The following is a 17733-nucleotide window of genomic DNA, read 5'->3' on the forward strand; positions in this document are numbered from 1 at the left end:
ACTGGGCGGCGATCACCGTGTCCAGCAGGGCCAGCGCTTCCGGCTCGGGCAGCGCGCGCACCGTGTTCAACACGCTCGCACCGCGCAGAGCGCCGTCGAGCACCGCGGTCAGCGACGGTTCGTCCAGCTGCAGCACGACGTGCGCGCCGAGGCGCTTGCGCACCTCGGCGACGTGCTGGGCCAGCCCCTCGGCCAGGGAGGCGGAAAGGTCGCGCACCGCACCGGGATCGGTGAGCACGCGGTGACCACCGGGCAACTCGACCTGCGCGGCCAAGGTCAGCGGGCCCGCCGATTGCAGCTTCACCACACGGCCGCCATCGGACAGACCGGCGTTCTCCCACGCTTCCTCGAGCGCGTCCAGATCGGTCCGCAGCAGGTCATGGGCCCGCCGGGAGACCGAACCCGGGCGCTGCGCGAGCCGGTAGCCGCGCGGCGTGGTGTCGAAGCGCAGGTCGACCAGCAGGGCGGAGGCCCGGCCGATCAGGTCGGCGCCCGCGCCGCGTCCCGGCAATTCCACCAGGTGCGGCAGGTCGCCGAGTTCACCCACGATGGTCGCGGCGGCCTCGCGCGGGTCGAGGCCCGGCCAGGAGCCGACGCCGGTGGCGATTCCGCCTGGAAGGCGCACCGGCTCGGTCGCCACATCGGTCCCACTGTCTTGCGCCACGTCATCCGTGCCGATCTCGTCCACCGCGCCGTACTCCGTCCGTTCGATTCCGCCGTCACGCGATCCCGCAGCCGTCAGCGGCCGGACCCGTCTTTCGGTGCCTCCACAGCGCACAGGCCGTGAGGGACAAGAGCGCCGGAGGCCGCACCGCGCAGGCAGGTCCGGATCACCGGCTCGCGTCGGCCCTCGCTTCACTCGCGCCGGACTCGCGCGCGGTGCCGGAGATGGTCCCGCTGCCGATCACCTCGTCGCCCTCGGGATCCGGACGGTAGAGCACCACGGCCTGACCGCGCGCCACACCGGTCAACGGCTCGCGCAGTCGCGCGACCAGCCCGTCGCCCACCGTCTCGGCGACCGCGGGCGCGGTGCCGCCGTGTGCGCGCACCTGCACCACGCACTCGATGGGGCCCGCGGGCGCGGAACCGGAGGTCCAGATCGCACTCTCCGCCTCGATCGTCCAGACCTCCAGGTCCTCGGCCGAACCGACGCGGACGGTGCCGGAATCGGGATCGATGCCGGTGACGTACCGCGGCTTGCCGTCGGCGGCCGGGCCCGGCAACCCGAGCCCCTTGCGCTGGCCGATGGTGAAACCGTGCACGCCCTCGTGCCGCGCGAGCACCTGGCCGTCGGAGTCGACGACCGCACCGGGCCGGACGCCGATCTTCGCGCCGAGGAAGGCTCGGGTGTCACCGGAGGGGATGAAACAGATGTCGTGGCTGTCCGGCTTGTTCGCGACGGCGAGGCCGCGCTCGGCGGCCTCGGCGCGGATCTGCGGCTTGGGGGTGTCACCCACCGGGAACATCGCGCGCGAAAGCTGCCGCGCGGTCAGCACCGCCAGCACGTAGGACTGGTCCTTGTCGGCGTCGACGGCACGGCGCAGCACGCCGTCCGCCAGCCGCGCGTAGTGGCCGGTGACCACCGCGTCGAAGCCGAGCGCCACCGCGCGGTCGGCCAGCGCCGAGAACTTGATCTTCTCGTTGCAGCGCAGGCACGGATTCGGCGTCTCGCCCGCCGCGTAGGCCGCGACGAAATCGTCGATGACGTCTTCCTTGAAGCGATCGGCGAAATCCCAGACGTAGAACGGGATGCCGAGCACGTCGGCGGCGCGCCGGGCGTCACCGGCGTCCTCCTTCGAGCAGCAGCCGCGCGACCCGGTGCGCAGCGTGCCCGGCGTCGCGGACAGCGCCAGATGCACGCCGACCACCTCGTGACCGGCGTCGACGGCACGCGCCGCCGCCACGGCCGAATCCACACCACCGCTCATCGCGGCGAGTACCCGCATCAGACACCTCCTTTCGCACCGGCCAGACCCGCGGCCTTGGCCCGTTCCACTACCTGCGGCAATACTTCCAGCACGGCATCGACGTCGGCGCGCGTCGAGGTGTGCCCCAACGAGAAGCGCAGCGATCCGCGCGCCTGCCACGGCTCGACGCCCATCGCGATCAGCACGTGACTGGGTGTGGCGACACCCGCCGTGCACGCCGAGCCGGTCGAGCATTCGATCCCCGCCGCGTCCAGCAGCATCAGCAGCGAATCCCCTTCGCAGCCCGGGAAAGTGATGTGCGCGTTGCCGGGCAGACGCCGCTCGCCGACCGGCCCGTTGAGCACCGCGTCCGGCGCGGTCGCGCGGATGCCGTCGATCAGCGCGTCTCGCAACGTGACCAGTTCGGCGGTGCGAGCGGGGAGTTCGACCGCCGTTTGGCGCAGCGCAGCGGCGAGCCCCATGGCCGCCGCCGTATCCGAGGTTCCCGATCGCAGGTCACGCTCGTGCCCGCCGCCGTGCAGCAGCGGCACGCACGGCACCTGCCTGCCCAGCAGCAGCACCCCGACGCCGTGCGGACCGCCGACCTTGTGGCCGGCGAAGCTCGCCGCGGCCAGGCCGCTCGCGCCGAAATCCATGGGCAGCTGAGCGGCCGCCTGTACCGCGTCGCTGTGCATCGGCACGCCGAATTCCTGTGCCACCGAAGCCAGTTCGCCGATCGGCTGAATGGCGCCGACCTCGTTGTTCGCCCACATGACGGTGACCAGCGCGACGTCGTCGGGATCGGCGGCGAGCGCCGCCCGCAGCGCGCCGGGCGCGACCACGCCCTCGGCGTCCACGGGGAGCCAGGTCACCTCCGCGCCCTCGTGCCGCTGCAGCCACTCCACCGCATCGATCACCGCGTGGTGCTCGATCGAACTGGCGACGATCCGGTTCCGGCGCGGATCGGCGTCGCGGCGCGCCCAGAAGATGCCCTTCACCGCCAGGTTGTCGCTCTCGGTGCCACCGGAGGTGAAGATGACCTCCGAGGGCCGGGCGCCCAGGTCGGCGGCGATCGACTCGCGCGCCTCCTCCAGCAGCCGCCGGGCGGCACGCCCCGAACCGTGCAGCGACGAGGCGTTGCCCGTGGTGCGCAGGGCAGCCGTCATCACCTCGATGGCCGCGGGCAGCATCGGTGTGGTGGCCGCGTGATCGAGGTAGACCGTCTGGGGCGCAGCACCGTTGACCGGACCCGAAAAAGCCGACTTCATGACCAGTTAAGGATAGCCGTCACGGTCAGCCGGTTATTCCCCCCTCCCGCGCGCCCGCGCGGGCCACGTTCGGCGGCGTGCGCGGCCCTGTGAGCGGGCGAATCCGGTGATTTCTACCTATTGAATGTACCGCTAAATAGCGGTACGTTGTTTGATGTATTGATCGCGAGACGCCCGTTCCGCGGAGCGGATCGAGGGCACGCCGAGCGGTCGACTACCGGACGAATCGATCAGTGAGGAAGTTCCGATGGACCCACGCACCCATGGACGTACGCGACGTGTGCTGGCGCGCGCCGCCGCCGCGTCCGTACTGGCCCTGATGCCGATCACCGCCGTCGCGGTGCCCGCGCTCGCCGCACCGATCGTGCTCGAGCCCGCCGCCCCGATCGACCAGATCGACCCGGCACACGGCCGCCACGGCCACGGCCACGGCAGGCACGGCCACGACGGGTGGAACCACGGGCGGCACAACGACTGGAATCGGGGCCGGCACGACGACTGGTTCCGGGGCCGCAACCGCCACGACGACTGGGATCACGGCAGGCCGGGCTGGCACCACGGATTCCGGCCGCCCACGGGCAGCGGTTTCTGAGTCCCTACCGTTTTTCGGGGCGAGCCGACATCGGCTCGCCCCGGACTCGTATGCAGCGCGTCTCCACTCGACGCGGGGTCCTCACGCAGAATCGTTACCGGCTCCACCGGTCGAGATCCTCCTGGTAACGTCCGCTCCATGAGCGATGGGGGGACACCAGCCTCGATCACGAACCTCTCTGTCGTGCCGGAGAAGGTGCGCGAAGTCGGCATATATGTCTATGAGTTGGCGGAGGCGTTGCGCACGGCGTTGGATTCGGCTGCGAAGGACGTCAGCTCGCTGACGGATGGTTCTTGGACCGGCGACTACGCTACGGAGTTCGCCAACGGGTGGACTGATGTCCGCGAGGGCGGCGGCAAGATCATAGCCGCGTTGGCCGAGATCGCGGAGAAACTCGGCGTCACGGCGGATGCCTATCAGGCGCGTGACGAGAGCAACGCCGCACCGCTGAACACCTCTAGTTTGGATCTGCCGTGAGCTCAGAATTCTCGGTGGATTTGGACCACCTCGATGAGATCGTCACCAAGTTGTCCGCCCTTGCGGGGTTCATCGGTGAGCGCCTCGATGGGATCGATGACCGGGTTGCCACATTGACCGACACCGGCTGGGAAGGTGTTGCCGCGCAAGCTTATACAGAGGCGCACCGCGAATGGGTCACCGGTGCGCGCGAGTTCGTTGAAGGGCTCAAGGATATGAGCGATGCAGCCAAGAAGGCGCATGAGAACTTCACGCACGCGGTCGATCTCAACAGTAAAATGCTCAACGGGGGATAATCATGGCGCTGGCCGTCGACTGGCAGGTGTACTACGAAGCCGCCAAGAAATGTCACGACTTGGCCAGTGCGCTGCGCACCGCCGACAAGCCGCTGCACGACATGAAGAACGAATGCGTGGGCATGGCGGGCGATGCCAACGGCTGCAGGCAATGGGGCGAGAAGTATGACCAGGTGGCACGTGACACCATGCAGGCCTGCACCAACCTCGCCGACGCTTTGACGAATTTTGGGTACGTCCTCTACGCCGCTGGATATAACTACGGGACCCGTGGCAAAACCGATCCAGCGCCTGATCGGCCCACCGTTCAGGCGATATCGATGCACAAGGTGACGATCCCATCCTCGATCGGTAGCAACGGAAACGGCGTCGACAAGCACGACGACGGCATCGCCGAATTCTACAACGAACTCGTCGACAAGATCGCCGAGGAATTCGGCAAACTACCCAACGGAGACGTCGGCAAACTGAAGAAAGCAGCCGACGAGTGGAAGAAGTTTGCCGAAAATAGCACCGTGCTAGATGCCGAGCGGCAGATCGCAACGATCAAGTCCCTCTTCGACAAAATTCAAGACAAAACTAATCTACCCCCGGTCTACGAAAATCTGGACACACTCGGCTTCAGCGCGAAACAAGTCGCCGGCGGCTCAACGATCCTCGCCGGTCTCGTCGGCGACTACCACACCAGCACCGTCGCTGCGCGCAGCAGCTTCGAGAAGGAGATCAACGTCGCGGTCGCGGCCGCAGGAATAGCCGTGGCCGGCGCTTTGGTGTTCGCGGCCATCAGCTTCGGTGGCTCACTCCTTGCCGGAGCGGGAGCAGTCGGCACCATCGTCCTCAACTGCATCAACGCGATACGCACCGCCTACCAAGCCAGCAACCTCATCAAGGTTGTAGGACTCACGGCTGCCGCTGCCGGCGCTAGCGTAGTCCTCACCCATTTCGACAAAGTCCCCGGACTCGATGATCTCGTGACCGAAGGCGGAAAACTCGGCGCCATCATCCTCATGAAAGTATTTATCGACGGCGTCGACCCCTTTTGGGACCTGCCGGCAGCGCCGAACAATCCCGCGCCGGGCATGACTCAGGGGGCAGAGGATTACATACTCGGGAAGCACATCAAAGATGCTGCAAATTATGACCAATCGAAGGGTACTTGGCCTGACGGTACTACAGGCAAAGAACTCGACGATCTAGCCGATGCCGCCGAAAGCTCCCCTGCGCGAGGGCCGAATAAGGACGGAAATTATGAACGGGAAGTAGATGCCGGAAAAGCAATCGGCAGTGTGTCAGAGCAGTTGGGCGGTCACGTAACCAGCCGGTACAAGGTGGTTACCGATCGGTTTGGCGGCGTCATTACCATGTATCCAATCCCATAGAATTATGAGGTGAAAAATTGGGAATCGCGATAGTTATCCAAAATCAAGTTCACCAGAAGATCGAGACAATTACCGGACGGCCGTCGGAAACTCTCGAGAAGATGATCTGGGAGGCGCCGACAGGGTCGATGATTTGGGCTATTCACGGGCACGCAGATACGATGTTCAATACGACTCAGTTGAATGCCTTTCTGGATGAAATCGCGGGACTATCGCCGAGGGATGACAGGGAACAGGAGCTGTTCTCCGTGTTGCGCAACGCTGCGGAAACCGCGATCCGCCAGCGCGGATATCTGTGGTTCAGCGGGGACTAGACAGTCGTGCGCTTCAGCTGACTGATCTGCTCCTTCGCGGCGGAGGCAACGCGAAGAAGTGCCGCGCGACCGCCACCACCTCGTTCGACCGGTCAGCGGCGACGCCATGACCGATCAAATAGAAGAATCCGGTTTCGTGCGTGGCCGACAAAAGATCGAGCGGAACCGCTCCGGATCGCAGTCGGCGGCGGCGAGATCGAGAACTGCGAGCATACGAACCACTATCGCGCGGTATGCCGCGCCACAAAGCCCGACTGCGCATTCGTCGCCTACTGCGCGGCGGCGCTCCGGCGGCCGCGCAACATCGTGCGGCGGCGCGGCCTGCGCACCTCCGGGGCGCCAGCGGCGACCGACGGGTCCTGCACCCGGGTGTGCCCCGCCTCGATCCACTCTGTGGAGTCCAGCGCGCCGTGCCGCGGCAAGGCGGTTCCACGGACCGCGGCCTCACAGCGCCGGGCCAGTTCGCGCCGGTCGCTGCCGGGCTCCTGCACCGGTTCCAGCACCACTTCGGCGATCATCCCGCGCGAGCGCAGCACCCGCCGCGCGGAGGAGCCGAAGGTGTCGACGCCGACGAACCCGGGCACCGTGCACGGCACGCCGTGCCGGTCGAGGTAGCGCAGCCGCACCGGCTGGACCGGAGTGCCGGTGTCCACGGCCGCTTGGAACAACGCGGGTCGCATGGTGCCGTAGGCGCGGCCACACCAGGTGGTGCCTTCGGGGAAGACGCCGATCCGCTCGCCCGCCGCCAGCCGCGCCCCCACCGCGGCCACCACGCCGGGCAGCTGTCGCAGGCTTTCGCGCTCGATCGGGATCACCCGCATCAGCTCGGCGAGTCTGCCGATCAGCGGCCACTCCACCATGTCCGCGCGCGCCACGAAGCCCAGCGGCTGCACCGAGGCCAGCGCGACGATGTCGGTCCAGCCGATATGCCCGGTGACAACCAGTACGCCACGGTCCGGCGCGCCGAACCCGGCCGGTGCGAGCGCGGGGCCGCCCTCATCGACGACCCCCCGCTCCTCCGCGGCCCCCCGGTTGTCGACTATGCGCAGCCGCATGCCCAGACAACCGAGCAAGAGGCGCGCGTAGCCGCGCTGCAAGGGCACGCGCCTGCCACGCGGCGTCACCGCGTTCGCCACCGGGAAGCTGAGCAGCAGTCCGGCGACCCCGGCCAGCCGGGCGGCCACCCGTCCCGGCCCGACTTCATCGATCGAATCCAGGCAGCCGGGTCCACAGGGGCTCGACGGCATCCATGCGTGCGCGGTGGACATTGCGGGCGGCGCGTCGAAAACCACGGTCCTCACCGTCCCCCGTCGAGGGTCGCGGCGGCTTCCTGTAGTCGATCGAGATACCGGGTGTTGATGGTGTCCAGCCCGAGCAGCGCGACGAAGTCGGCGACCGCGAACGCGGGATCGTGCGCGGGCTCGCCGCAGATCTCCGCGCCCAGTCGCAGGTAGCCGCGCACCAGCGGCGGCAGTTTCGGCCGCGAGGGCGGCGTCAGTTCGTCCAGGGTCTTGCCGTCGACGACCACCGGGTTGTACGGGTGCACCCGGCGCTCCGGGTCGGATGCGTGGCGGCCGAGCAGCATGTCGCGCACCCCGCGCACGTTCACTCCGGGCGCGTCGGCCGCGGTGTCCTGCATCGGCACCGACACGCAGCCCATCACCCACTCGTAGCCGGTGAGCTGGATGTAGTGCAAAATGCCCGCCCACATGAGGGTGAGCACCGAGCCGTTGCGGTGGTCGGGGACGACGCACGCGCGCCCCATCTCCACGATGCGCATGCCCCCGGGATCCAGCTGGGCCAGATCGAATTCCGTTGCCGTGTAGTACCCGCCCGCCGCGGCGACCTTGTCCGGCGGCAGCATCCGGTAGCAGCCGACGAACTCACCGGTCGCCTCGTCACGCACCAGCAGGTGGTCGCAGTGCTCGTCGAAGTGATCGGCGTCCAGGCCGGTGCCGTCATCCGGGATCCGGAAGCCGGGCTCGTTGGCGAACACGTTGTAGCGCAGGCGCTGCGCGGCGACGCGGTGGTCGAGGTCGGAGGAGACCACCAGCGAGTAGCGCGACCGTTCCTCCCCGGAGTCCGTCGCTCGAGCCGGGGCTGTCAACACGGACGAAATAGTCATATCCATGATGAAGCCAGTCCGACAATGCGCCGCAGCAACCTCGAAGTGTCGCGACGATGCCGGTTCGGTTAACGAGACGGCTGTCACACCGAGCGTTCACCGAACAGTTCCACCGTGTTCGTCCATCGGCTTCGAAGTCGCCTCCGACGTGGGGATATCGAGCAATTACCGGATTGACCGGCAACCCTCACGATCACCAGGTTATCCGGAACGAACTCCGCGTTGACGACCCGAGAACACCGCAACCCCGGATAGTGCGACTACCACCTCACGCGCCCCGCTGACCTCAGCTCCCGGTTTCGAGCGAAGCGAGACCGAGCATGCGCCGTTGGCGCTGGACAAACAAACACAGCTCAGGCGGCGCGGCTGTGTTCGGCGAGTACGTTCGTCGAAGTCGCCTCCTCGGCGAAGCCGGGGCGTCCGGTGCCGATGAACGCGACCAACCACGAGGCGACCGCGGCGAAGCGGTTACGGAAGCCGACCAGGTAGAACAGGTGCACCGCGAGCCACATGAACCAGGCGATCACGCCGCGGAAGGTGATGCGCTCGTTGAGCTTCGCCACCGCGCTGAATCGGCTGATCACCGCCATGCTGCCCTTGTCCCAGTAGGTGAAGGGGGTGCCGGGCTGCTTCTTGCGACGGATGATGTCGGCGGCGTGCCTGCCCTCCTGCATGGCCACCGGCGACTGCCCGGGGTAGCCGTTGAGCGAGGTCATGTCGCCGATGGCGTAGATGTCGGCGTAGCCGCCGACGGTCAGGTCGGGGTTGATCAGCAAGCGGCCTGCCCGGTCGGTCGCCACGCCCGTGGCCTCGGCCAGGATCTTCGCGAATCCACCGGCCTGCACGCCCGCCGACCAGACCACGGTCTCGGCCGCGATGCCGTGTTCGACGCCGTCGCGCCCCTTGACGGTGACCTTGCCGTGCTCGATGTCGGTGACGAAGGTACCGAGCAGCACGTCCACGCCGATGCGGGTCAGCGACTTCTTCGCGTACTCCGACAGCCCGCCGCCGAACGGCGGGAGCACCTCGCCCGCGCCCTCCACGAGCGTGACCGAAACCTCTTGGTGGTAGTGCCGTTTCGCGAGTTCCTTCAGCTGGCCCGCCACCTCGACGCCGGTCGCACCCGCGCCGACCACCACGAAGCTCAGCAGCCTGCGCCTGGTCGGCTCGTCGGCGTGCGCGGCTTCGGTGAAGACGCGCTCGATCTGCGCGCGCAGCCGCCGCGCGTCATCGATGGTCTTGAGCGAGAAGGTCTTCTCGGCGAAATCGTCCCGGCCGAAATAGGACTGGCTGGCGCCGGTGGCCGCGATCAGCGAGCCGTAGCGGATGCGGTGGCGCACACCCTCGTGCTCATAAGTGACGATGGCCCGGTCGGGATCGACGTCGACCACCGTGCCCAGGCGCACGTCGGCCTCCCGATGGCGGCGCAGGATGCCCGCGATCGGCGGCGCGATCTCCTCCGATGCGAGCACACCGGTCGCTACCTGGTACAACAGCGGTTGGAACAGATGCTCGGGCGTGCTGGAGATCAGCACATAGTCCACCCCCGACTTGGCCAGCTGCTTGGCGGCGGCGAGCCCGCCGAACCCCGATCCGACAATGACGACACCCGCGGTTTCGATTCCCGCTTCCACGTACTGCATGACAGCCTCCTTCTCTCATTACCAACCGCGATCCGGAGGGCGGATATTTCAGGTGTGTGGGCGCATAATCTAGATGACTCTTATCTCGATTCGTAATTAATAGGAGGCCGCTGTGGAACTTCGGCAGCTCACCTACTTCGTCGCGGTGTGCGAGGAGCTCAGCTTCAGCGGCGCCGCGGCGCGGTGCTTCATCTCGCAGTCGGCGATCAGCCATCAGATCTCCCGGCTCGAGCGCGACCTCGGCGTGCAACTGTTCGAGCGCTCGACCCGCTCGGTGGTGCCCACCGACGCCACCGCACGGCTACTTCCCCTCGCGAAACAGATGTTGAGCCTGGAGTCGGCGATCCGCGCCGCCGTGCGCACGGTGGGGCCGCGCATCCGACTCGCCGCGAACATGTCCTTCGCCACCCGCTCGCTGTCGGCGATCGCGGGCGCGCGCGCCGCGCACTCGGAGGCGGAGATCGAGTTCGTGATCAAGCCCTTCCGTCAGCGCATCACCGCGGTCACCGACGGAGACTGTGATCTCGCGCTCATCCGCGGCCGCGTCGACCAGCCGGGCCTCGTGGTGGAACCACTCTGGGTCGAGGACCTCGTGATCGCCACCTCCAGCGCGCATCCGCTGGCGACGAAGGACACGGTGACCCTGGCGGACCTGAGTTCGTATCCCCTGCTGCTGCCGCCGGAGCAGGAACAGGTGTTGCTGCACACCGTGATTCGCAACGCGTTCGCCGAATTGCCCATGGGCCCCACCTTCGGGCCGCCCATTCCCCCGGACCACACCGCGACGATGGAGCTGATCAACCGGCCCGACGCGTGGACCGTGCTCTACGCCGAGAGCACCACGGAGGGACTGGTGGTCCTGCGATTGGCCGAGCACCAGCTGCGCATCCCGGTGTCGGCGGTACTGCGCGCCGACGCGCGGCGCTCGCCGATCCTGAACACCCTGCTCGAAGCGCTGCACCGCTGCTGAGCACGGTCATTCGTCAGCGGGCCGTCCATCGCTGCGAGACGACGGCGGTAGACGGTCGCCTAGCACCGGTCACGGAACCTGCTGGACCGTGCACAGCAACGATCGCTGCCGAGTTGATCGAGCGCGGCATCTTGCTCGACACCGTCGACCCCGGCGATCACGGAAGCGGAGTGAATCCGATTCCGATCGTGCCCGATCCTTGCGCTGCGATGTCATCCAGAATTCCGTGAATACCGGTGAACTGGAATGGCGCCCACGGTTTGAGAGGATTGATTGCGGAGGTGATCCCAACCAGACCGCTCCGCGTGGTCACCGGTCCACCGCTATCGCCCGGAATGACCGCAGCCCATGAACTGATGACATTGTTCTGGTACTCGATCACGAGCCCGCATGTCGTTCCGGACACCTGACCGTACTTGCACATGATGTCCGAGAGCGGAACCGGATGCACTCCGATCCGGCTGATCACGGTCCCGTTCGGCGTCGTATTGACCGGATTGATCTTCGTTTCGTCCAGCTTGATGACCGCGTAATCTTTGGAAGAGTCGGCCGGAAACCGCATCGACGGAAAGCCGGGCCAATTCGTCGGCCACGTGGCGTAGTACCCGATCGGACCCAGTCGGCGATTCCCCGTGAGGAATACTTCCTGAGTTCTGGTGCTCCGAGTCATCATGTGCCCGGCCGTGATAGCCACCAGGTTGCCGAGTCCGTCATATCCGACAGCCCCTACGGTGCCCCAGCTTCCGCAGGGCGGGCCGCCATCGGAGACGATCGACGTTCCCGGACCGAAATTCACACCGGATGACGGGGGCGTGCCGACATACGTGAACAAGACGCCGTTACTCGGCCCGCTCGGCGCGGTGACGGTGATGTGCACAACTCCCGTCGCGGCAGGAGAGACAGCCGTGATCTGCGTTGCGGAGTCGATCGTGAATGAGGTCGCCGGAATGGTTCCGAACCGGACCGCGGTAGCTCCGGTCAGATTCGTCCCGGTCAAGATGACCGTGGTTCCCCCGATGATCGGCCCCGAACCTGGGCTCGCCGAGATCAGAGTCAGAGCCGTAGACCGGGAAGTACTGGCAGACATAGTGCAACCTCCTCGACCCCGGCGGGGGTGGTTCCGCTGCGCCAGGGTCGCGAACCCGCTCGGGTCCTGGCTCTCTTCAGTAATGCGCCTACACCGGTACGTGGGCAATAGAAATCTCGATCCGTTTTCTTCCGTTTTCAGATTGATCCAGTGGTCGAGGAAGGTCGATGGCGCGGACGCAGTTGTGACCAGAAGTCGTGGCGTACCGCGTCCCACAGTCCGGTCAATTTCGGCAGCAGTTCACGGGCTTGCGCGAGGTCGGGGTAGGAACCGGGGCCGTACGAGGCGATCGGCGTCACGTCGGAAGTGCCGCGCACACCATGATCGCGATGCGGTGGCCTTCCAGCCGCCAGATCGTTTGAAAGCCCTCGGCTTCGGTGTTATGGATCTCGTGCATTCCGCATCAGTCCCGCTCTCTCCGCATGACGTCGAATGGTCCGGATGCCGGGTTGCGGGAATCCGCGACAGAGGAGGTGAGTGCGTCCAGCACATTCAGCAGTGTTTCCATGTCGGGGCCGGGAGATACGGCAAGTCGATCGGCGGGCGGTTCGAACGCCAGGCCACGGGCGGAGGCACGTTCGCGTGGGCTGGAGACCGGCGGAACGAGCTTGCCCGCCCGCACCAGACAGCTGAGCGCCGATGCCTTCCGTGGACAATTGGCGGCACGACATCCCCTGTGCTGCTGCATGATGCGATGCGACTCGGCGATCGTGAGGGCGTGGTCGGGGTGGGTGTGGCCGGAACCGATCGCACCGGGCTGAGCACGCGCCCAGGTCACCGCGGGGCACACCGTCTCGAGGTCGCATGTCTCGCAGACTCGGGCGGGGGTGTTGTCCACTGTGGTCAGGTCGTGGACGACGAGGGCGGCGGCGTGCACGCCGACCGCGATGGCCAGCGCATATCCGACCGGATCGACTTCTCTTGCCGGGGGTCGGACGGTGTAGAGGTAGTGGTATCCCAATTGTTCGGCGTGGCGGCATATCTCGGTCGCGTGCCGAGGTGCGTGCGGGCCGGACATGTCGATCCGTACCAGCCCTACCGCATTCGGTTTCCGTATCTTCTGTGTGGCGCGCCGGCCGGTCGTGGGGACCTTCTGGGTGTGCATCGTTGCTCCCGGATCATGGTGGTGGCGTGCGGTTTCGGCTTGGTTGAGAAGGCACCCTCGGCGGGTTCCACCTCGAACGCCGAAACCAGCACACCACCTGCGACCAGCGGATACGCTCGAAAACGAGTACCCATTCCTGATCTGCTCAATTACCCAGGACGGTGCTCGGTTCTCGAGCAGAACGAGTTCGATTTGCAATCCCGCACGACTCACTTCAAGGAGACCTGCGTGACCAGCCCTGATGAAGAAGGCCCCTCGTCCACCCTGCCGCGTCGCCAACTCGGACGCTTCCTGCGTGACCGCCGCGAAGCGGCGGGCTTCACCATCGCCGAGGCCGCCAAACTGGTCGATCTGTCCCGGGCCGTCCTCCAGCGCCTGGAGACCGGCCAGATTCAGAAAGTCCGCAAACAGGATGCACAGGCGCTATGCGAGGTGTACGGCGTCGATGCCACAGACACCAAGGCCGCGGTCGACCTCGCGGTGCAAGCGAAGGCCAAGAGCTGGTATCACGCGTATGGCGGTCTGTATAGCGGCGCTTTCAACATGTATGTCGGGCTGGAAGCCGCCGCGCGGCGGCTGACCACGTACCACGAACACGTCCCTGGCTGGTTGCAGACCACAGACTATGCACGCGCTGTGATCGGGGCGTCTCCGGGATTCAGCAGCGAGGATATCGAGCGGCGTGTGGAGCACCGCCTGAGGCGGCAGGCCATCGTCACCCGCAAAACCAAGCCGGTCGCTTTAGAAGTCCTGCTGCACGAATCCGCGCTCCACCGCATGATCGGCGGACCGAAGATCATGTCTACCCAGCACCGGCACATGGCCGAAGTCTCGAAGCTGCCGAACGTCACGCTGCGGATACACCCCTTCAGCGCGGGGCTGGCCTGGGGGATGCCGCATGGCCTGTTCATCATCATGGAGTTCGACTCGAACGCCAAAGGCGTGCCGGTCGAACCGCCGGTCGTCTACTTGGAGGGAGGACCGGCGCAGGATGTATACCTGGAGAAAGCCGAGGAAATTCGGCTCTACAGTGAGCTCGCCTCGGCCATCCGGGATACGTGCCTGGGTGAAGTGGAATCGCGAGACCTGCTCCGGCGGGTGGCAAGGAGTTACGAGCGGTGAACGATGACCTATCCGGGGCGAATTGGTTCAAGAGCAGCCGCAGCGCCAGCGGTTCGCAATGCGTCGAAGTGGCATGGCTCCACGGCGGCATGATCGGCGTCCGGGACAGCAAGAACCCGACCGGCCCCGCGTTGGTATTCGCACCAGGCGAGTGGGACGCCTTCACCACAGGCGTGCAGGGCGGAGAATTCAACCGCCCCGCCTGACGAGAACTCGCACACACCCAACGGAAACGACCGGCCCCGCACCGCCCACCATATGGCCGGAGCGGGGCCGCTCCACATGCGTCCATCGAATCCCACTAGCGCAACAACCATGCTGCGCATCTGAGCTGAACCATCCGTCAACCGCAGTCCGACTCCTCGCCGGACGAAACCGGCCCCGGCCCAACCGGGGCCGGTCGTATGACTCACCCCAGGTCAGACGCCCAATTCCGTCGATGCCAGCGCCGTACCCTCGATGCGCGCCCGGATCTTGGCGAATGCGGTCTCCCGAGAGGTGGAGGTGTCGTCGGCGAACGGCGAGAAGCCGCAGTCGTCGCAGGTGCCCAACCGTTGGACGGGAAGGAAGCGAGCGGCGAGCAGCACCCGGTCGCGGACCTGTTCGGGTGTCTCGACCTGCGGGTCGATCGGGTCGGTGACACCGATGAACACCCGCGCCTCGGCGGGCAGGTGCTCGGCCACCACGGCGAGCACCTTCTCCGGGTCCGGCTCGCTGGCGAACTGTAGGTAGAACGCGCCCACCCGCAATTGCAGCAGCTTCGGCAGCAATTCGACGTAGTCCACGTCCAGGCTGTGCGTGGAATCCTGGTCGCCGCCCGGGCAGGTGTGCACGCCGATCCTGGCCCGCTCCTCGTCCGAGAACCGGTCGAGCACCGTGTTGTTCAGTTCGATGAACTGGTCGAGCACGCCGCCGCTCGGATCCAGCTTGAGCGACAGCCGCCCCTCGGTGAAGTCGAGCTGCACCAGGTGCGCGCCCGCCTCCAAACAGCCGCGGATGTCGGCCTCGGCCGCGTCCGCGAGGTCGGCGAGGAACTGCTCGCGGGGGTAACCCTCGATCCCGTCGGCCGGATACAGCAGGCTCAGCGCCGACGGCGCGATGACGGCCTGCTTCACCGGCACGGTGGCGTGCTGCTGGGCGGCGCGCAGGTAGTCCGCCGCGTGTGCGGCGTAGCGGAACGGGCCCGAGGCCAACCGTGGCAGCTGTCTCTGATGTCCGTCGGCGAACGGGATGACCGCCCCGTCCGGAGCCAGATTCTCCAGCCCGGCAATCGGATAGGTGGCGAAGCTCGGCTTGGACTGCTCGCCGTCGGTGACAACGGGAGAGCCGAGTTCCTCCAGCTTGCGGACGGTCTCGGCGACCGCGCTCCGCTGGAGTTCGGCGAGCGCGGCGGCGTCGCCGGAATCGTCGGCCATGGCGGCCAACAGGTCGTGAGGTCGAGGGATGCTACCGATCGGTTCCGTTGGGATGCTCACCGGCCGAGTGTAAGTCCGCCACCTCCATCTCCGACGCCAAATCACCTGCACCGTAATTTCTTTCGCTTCGGCCACGATTTTCGCTCACCTGGCCTCGAGAGTTCGCACGAATTTCGCGCCGACCTTTTCCTGACCGAGCACAACAAACCAAGCGCTCGCTGATCGCGGGACTCGAGTTGCCGGTCGGCCGCCGCCGAACCGGCCTGCCTCGCAGCTTTTCGACAGGCCATCATCGGTCTCACACTCGAGTTCCGGCGGCCCGACCAGGCCGAATGGCGGTCGGAGGCGAGTATTTCGGGGGTGGTCGAAAACGGAACAGGACCACCGCGCAGCAATCGACGCGGTGGTCCTGGGGTCGTGCGGCAGATCATGCGGCAAGGGTGGTGCGGACTAGCTCAGCCCGCCCTCAGCACTTCGATCAGCGGAAGATGCCCACTCGCCAGCCGTTTCCTTCGGCCTTGCAGCTGTAATGGGGGACGTTGATGTCGCCCTCAGAAACGCGCCGCGCCTCCTCCTGCTTAGCGGCGACCAAGCATTCCTTTTCGTTCGGATACACCTTTGCCTGCGCCGCAGGTGCCAAGGCGATCAAGGCCCCCGTGGCCAGCGCGCCCATCAGCAGTCCCGTAACCGTCTTTTTCACTTCTGATCCCCTAGTGTCGATGACTCCCCCCCTTCGGGGGACTTGACGCCAATCAAACTAGCAAGCAACGCATGAGATCGGCGGATGGAGTCGACAACCGCGCCGACCACGGATCACGCTGTCGGGGCCGAGTGGGTCGCGGACGGCTTCGACGCGGGCGAGGTCTTCGGACAGCGACTCGGGGTGGTCGGCGATCTTGACTTTCGTGGTGCGGCAGCCGGAGCGAGTGGTGATCTCATGGGCGCGTTCGGGATCGAGCACCAGAACCGCAGACTGACCAACTCAGCAAAAGGCGGCCCCGGCCAGAAGATCGGGGCCGCCTTTCGACCGGCCGAAGGGTGTCAGCCCTTGTGCGACTTGACCGCTTCGGTCAGCTGCGGTGCGACGTTGAACAGGTCGCCCACGATGCCGTAGTCGGCGATCTCGAAGATCGGTGCCTCTTCGTCCTTGTTGACCGCGACGATGGTCTTCGAGGTCTGCATGCCCGCGCGGTGCTGGATCGCGCCGGAGATGCCCAGGGCGATGTACAGCTGCGGGGAGACCGTCTTACCGGTCTGGCCGACCTGGAACTGGCCCGGGTAGTAGCCCGAGTCCACCGCGGCGCGCGAGGCGCCGACGGCCGCGCCGAGCGAGTCGGCCAGCGCCTCGACGACCGAGAAGTTGTCGGCCGAGCCGACGCCGCGGCCACCGGAGACCACGATGCCGGCCTCGGTGAGTTCCGGACGGTCACCGGCCACGACCGGCTCGCGCGAGGTCACCTTGACCACGCCTTCTTCCTGCGCGGGCACCTCGACGGTCACCTTCTCGCCCGCACCGGCCTGCGCCGAGGCCTCGACGGCGCCCGGGCGGACCGAGATCACCGGCACGTCGCCGGTGGCCTTGGCGTCGACGGTGAACGCGCCACCGAAGATGGAGTGCACCGCGGTGCCGTCGGACTTCACGTCGATCACGTCGACCAGCAGGCCGGAACCGATGCGGGCGGCGAGGCGGCCCGACACCTCCTTGCCCTCGGCGGTGGCGGCGACGATGACCGCGGCGGGCGAGGCCGCCTCGGTCAGCCCGGCCAGCACGTCGACCTTCGGGGTCACCAGGTAGTTCTCCACATCGTCGGACTCGGCGATGTAGATCTTCTCGGCACCCGCGGCGGCCAGCGCCTCGGCCAGCTTCTCGCCGGTGCCCGCCGTGCCGAGCACGACGGCGGCGGGCTCGCCGAGGGCGCGGGCCGCGGTGAGCAGTTCAGTGCTGACCTTCTTGATCGCACCTTCGGCGTGCTCGACGAGCACAAGTACTTCTGCCATTTGTGTTCTCTCCTAGGAAGTCTGCAGCGCTGCCG

At 66.7% G+C, this 17733-nt stretch carries 20 protein-coding genes; 8 read left to right on the forward strand and 12 right to left on the reverse strand.

All coding sequences use genetic code 11. The features are described 5' to 3' along the window. The 3 genes from ON19_RS21475 to ON19_RS21485 form a co-directional block, all read right to left on the reverse strand. A partial coding sequence (locus ON19_RS21475; RefSeq protein WP_043695909.1) for a methionine synthase occupies positions 1-640 on the reverse strand: 640 nt, incomplete at its 3' end. Between the two features lie 190 nt (positions 641-830). Continuing rightward, a complete protein-coding gene (mnmA, locus tag ON19_RS21480; protein ID WP_043695779.1) occupies positions 831-1946 on the reverse strand; it encodes a tRNA 2-thiouridine(34) synthase MnmA in 1116 nt (371 codons plus the stop codon). Continuing rightward, positions 1946-3175, reverse strand: coding sequence for a cysteine desulfurase family protein (locus ON19_RS21485; RefSeq protein WP_043695780.1), 1230 nt, complete (start codon positions 3173-3175; stop codon positions 1946-1948). Before ON19_RS21485 ends, mnmA begins: the two co-directional genes overlap by 1 nt. Before the next feature lie 247 nt (positions 3176-3422). Here ON19_RS21485 and ON19_RS21490 point away from each other — a divergent pair, with 247 nt between their 5' ends. The 5 genes from ON19_RS21490 to ON19_RS21510 all read left to right on the forward strand — a co-directional run bounded on the left by ON19_RS21490 (position 3423) and on the right by ON19_RS21510 (position 6233). Beyond that, on the forward strand, positions 3423-3767 hold the full coding sequence (locus tag ON19_RS21490; RefSeq protein ID WP_157229776.1) for a hypothetical protein: 345 nt from the start codon (positions 3423-3425) through the stop codon (positions 3765-3767). 138 nt (positions 3768-3905) lie between these two features. Further along, positions 3906-4244: an ESX-1 secretion-associated protein gene (locus tag ON19_RS21495; RefSeq protein WP_043695782.1), complete on the forward strand. Its 339-nt coding sequence runs from the start codon at positions 3906-3908 to the stop codon at positions 4242-4244. Next, complete coding sequence (locus tag ON19_RS21500) at positions 4241-4540, forward strand: WXG100 family type VII secretion target (RefSeq protein ID WP_043695783.1); 300 nt, start codon at positions 4241-4243, stop codon at positions 4538-4540. The genes ON19_RS21495 and ON19_RS21500 overlap by 4 nt, the downstream gene beginning before the upstream one ends. A 2-nt stretch (positions 4541-4542) precedes the next feature. Next, positions 4543-5919, forward strand: a complete 1377-nt coding sequence (locus ON19_RS21505) for a hypothetical protein (protein ID WP_043695784.1) — start codon at positions 4543-4545, stop codon at positions 5917-5919. A gap of 17 nt (positions 5920-5936) precedes the next feature. Then, positions 5937-6233 carry a hypothetical protein gene (locus tag ON19_RS21510; protein ID WP_157229777.1) on the forward strand — a complete coding sequence of 99 codons (297 nt, stop codon included), beginning with the start codon at positions 5937-5939 and terminating at the stop codon, positions 6231-6233. Between the two features lie 13 nt (positions 6234-6246). Here the strand turns inward: ON19_RS21510 and ON19_RS44715 are convergent, their stop codons facing one another. The 4 genes from ON19_RS44715 to ON19_RS21525 all read right to left on the reverse strand — a co-directional run bounded on the left by ON19_RS44715 (position 6247) and on the right by ON19_RS21525 (position 10001). Then, positions 6247-6495, reverse strand: coding sequence for a 2-oxoglutarate and iron-dependent oxygenase domain-containing protein (locus tag ON19_RS44715; RefSeq protein ID WP_227954658.1), 249 nt, complete (start codon positions 6493-6495; stop codon positions 6247-6249). A gap of 7 nt (positions 6496-6502) precedes the next feature. Beyond that, a complete protein-coding gene (locus ON19_RS21515) occupies positions 6503-7525 on the reverse strand; it encodes a lysophospholipid acyltransferase family protein (protein WP_227954657.1) in 1023 nt (340 codons plus the stop codon). 5 nt (positions 7526-7530) lie between these two features. Further along, a complete protein-coding gene (locus ON19_RS21520; protein WP_043695912.1) occupies positions 7531-8358 on the reverse strand; it encodes a GNAT family N-acetyltransferase in 828 nt (275 codons plus the stop codon). A 353-nt stretch (positions 8359-8711) separates the two neighbouring features. Then, complete coding sequence (locus ON19_RS21525; protein WP_051169146.1) at positions 8712-10001, reverse strand: NAD(P)/FAD-dependent oxidoreductase; 1290 nt, start codon at positions 9999-10001, stop codon at positions 8712-8714. A gap of 112 nt (positions 10002-10113) precedes the next feature. On the opposite strand from ON19_RS21525, the gene ON19_RS21530 reads away from it, so the two are divergent. Beyond that, positions 10114-10971, forward strand: a complete 858-nt coding sequence (locus ON19_RS21530; protein WP_043695789.1) for a LysR family transcriptional regulator — start codon at positions 10114-10116, stop codon at positions 10969-10971. Positions 10972-11128: 157 nt separating this feature from the next. Here ON19_RS21530 and ON19_RS39080 read toward each other — a convergent pair whose 3' ends face one another. Together ON19_RS39080 and ON19_RS42065 are read right to left on the reverse strand one after the other, a co-directional pair. Then, entirely contained in the window at positions 11129-12058 is a 930-nt protein-coding gene (locus tag ON19_RS39080) for an IPT/TIG domain-containing protein (protein WP_083899528.1), read from the reverse strand. A gap of 403 nt (positions 12059-12461) precedes the next feature. After that, positions 12462-13076: a hypothetical protein gene (locus tag ON19_RS42065; RefSeq protein ID WP_157229778.1), complete on the reverse strand. Its 615-nt coding sequence runs from the start codon at positions 13074-13076 to the stop codon at positions 12462-12464. Between the two features lie 315 nt (positions 13077-13391). On the opposite strand from ON19_RS42065, the gene ON19_RS42070 reads away from it, so the two are divergent. Next, a complete protein-coding gene (locus tag ON19_RS42070) occupies positions 13392-14285 on the forward strand; it encodes a helix-turn-helix domain-containing protein (protein WP_043695923.1) in 894 nt (297 codons plus the stop codon). Continuing rightward, entirely contained in the window at positions 14282-14491 is a 210-nt protein-coding gene (locus ON19_RS21550) for a DUF397 domain-containing protein (protein ID WP_043695794.1), read from the forward strand. The genes ON19_RS42070 and ON19_RS21550 overlap by 4 nt, the downstream gene beginning before the upstream one ends. Positions 14492-14704: 213 nt before the next feature. Here the strand turns inward: ON19_RS21550 and ON19_RS21555 are convergent, their stop codons facing one another. From ON19_RS21555 to ON19_RS21565, 3 genes are all read right to left on the reverse strand, one after another. Continuing rightward, on the reverse strand, positions 14705-15760 hold the full coding sequence (locus ON19_RS21555; protein WP_043695796.1) for a cobalamin-independent methionine synthase II family protein: 1056 nt from the start codon (positions 15758-15760) through the stop codon (positions 14705-14707). 418 nt (positions 15761-16178) lie between these two features. After that, positions 16179-16400, reverse strand: a complete 222-nt coding sequence (locus ON19_RS21560) for a hypothetical protein (protein ID WP_043695800.1) — start codon at positions 16398-16400, stop codon at positions 16179-16181. 341 nt (positions 16401-16741) lie between these two features. Then, on the reverse strand, positions 16742-17698 hold the full coding sequence (locus tag ON19_RS21565; protein ID WP_043695803.1) for an electron transfer flavoprotein subunit alpha/FixB family protein: 957 nt from the start codon (positions 17696-17698) through the stop codon (positions 16742-16744). Positions 17699-17733 lie beyond the last annotated feature (35 nt).

Origin of the sequence: Nocardia abscessus NBRC 100374 (assembly GCF_000308455.1) — a bacterium.
In the GTDB taxonomy this organism is placed as follows: Bacteria; Actinomycetota; Actinomycetes; order Mycobacteriales; family Mycobacteriaceae; genus Nocardia; species Nocardia abscessus.